The sequence below is a fragment of the Mesorhizobium sp. M8A.F.Ca.ET.021.01.1.1 genome (genome assembly GCF_003998025.1).
Taxonomy (GTDB): Bacteria; Pseudomonadota; Alphaproteobacteria; order Rhizobiales; family Rhizobiaceae; genus Mesorhizobium.
Map to the genome: position 1 here is coordinate 1 of NZ_RZSJ01001018.1, position 867 is coordinate 867.

The 867-nt window shown below is 59.2% G+C and carries 2 protein-coding genes; one reads left to right on the plus strand and one right to left on the minus strand.

Translation table 11 applies throughout. From position 1 onward, the window contains the following. Positions 1-433, minus strand: a 433-nt coding sequence (locus tag EOA36_RS36300) for an LLM class flavin-dependent oxidoreductase (RefSeq protein WP_127281306.1), incomplete at its 3' end; no start/stop codon positions are given. A gap of 110 nt (positions 434-543) precedes the next feature. Between EOA36_RS36300 and EOA36_RS36305 the strand changes: the two genes are divergently transcribed. Beyond that, the coding region (locus EOA36_RS36305) for a winged helix DNA-binding protein (RefSeq protein WP_245464574.1) at positions 544-867 on the plus strand (324 nt) is incomplete at its 3' end.

The following is an 867-nucleotide window of genomic DNA, read 5'->3' on the forward strand; positions in this document are numbered from 1 at the left end:
GCGTCAGCCCAAGCGCCTCATATTCCGGTTTGTTCCAGCCAGCGACGATGTTGAGGCCTATGCGGCCACGGCTGATCTGGTCGATGGTGGCCAGTTGCTTGGCGACGACCACGGGATGGTTGGCCGCGGTGTGGGTGGTGGCGAAAACCGTGATGTTGCGGGTGAGCGCCAGAAGCCCGGCGGCCCAGGTGATCGTCTCCAGCACATTGCCGTGGAAGTTGGTCTCGCCGCCATAACCGATCCAGCGCGCGATCGGCAGCATGAAGTCTATGCCTGCCTCGTCGAGCAGACGCGCCAGCCGCAAATTGTTGTCCCAGGAACTGACCCAGCGCTCCGGTACCTTGGTGACGGTCATTCCGCCTGAGCAATTGGACGCGAATGTGCCGAGAAAGAAGGGCTGCGCATAATGCGCGGTCTTGTCGAGCATGCTCATCGGTGACGTTCTCCTCATTTTTGATTATAATTTATGATAGAAAGTCTATCATAAATCCGTGTAGACGCAATCACCGGGATCAGCGCATGCTGACAGTGGGGAAAAGACAGATGACTGACCGGCGCAAATCTCTGGAAACACAGGCCGAGCTGCTCGATCGCGGCTGGCATCTGGCGCGCACGCCGCTGGAAATCGACGTCACCGAAGTCGAGTACGCGCTGATGCGCTCGTACGAGGCGTTCGGCCATTGGCAGGCCGAATGCCTCGCCACGGTGATCGAGTTTTCCGCCAGCGGGCCCGAGAACGCGCTGCTTCACGTCATCCGGATGAACGACCGCCCGAAAAGCGTGCGCGACCTTGCCCAGATGACCAACCGCGACGACATTCCCAACATCCAGTACAGTCTGCGCAAATTGCTCAAGGGCGGTTTGATT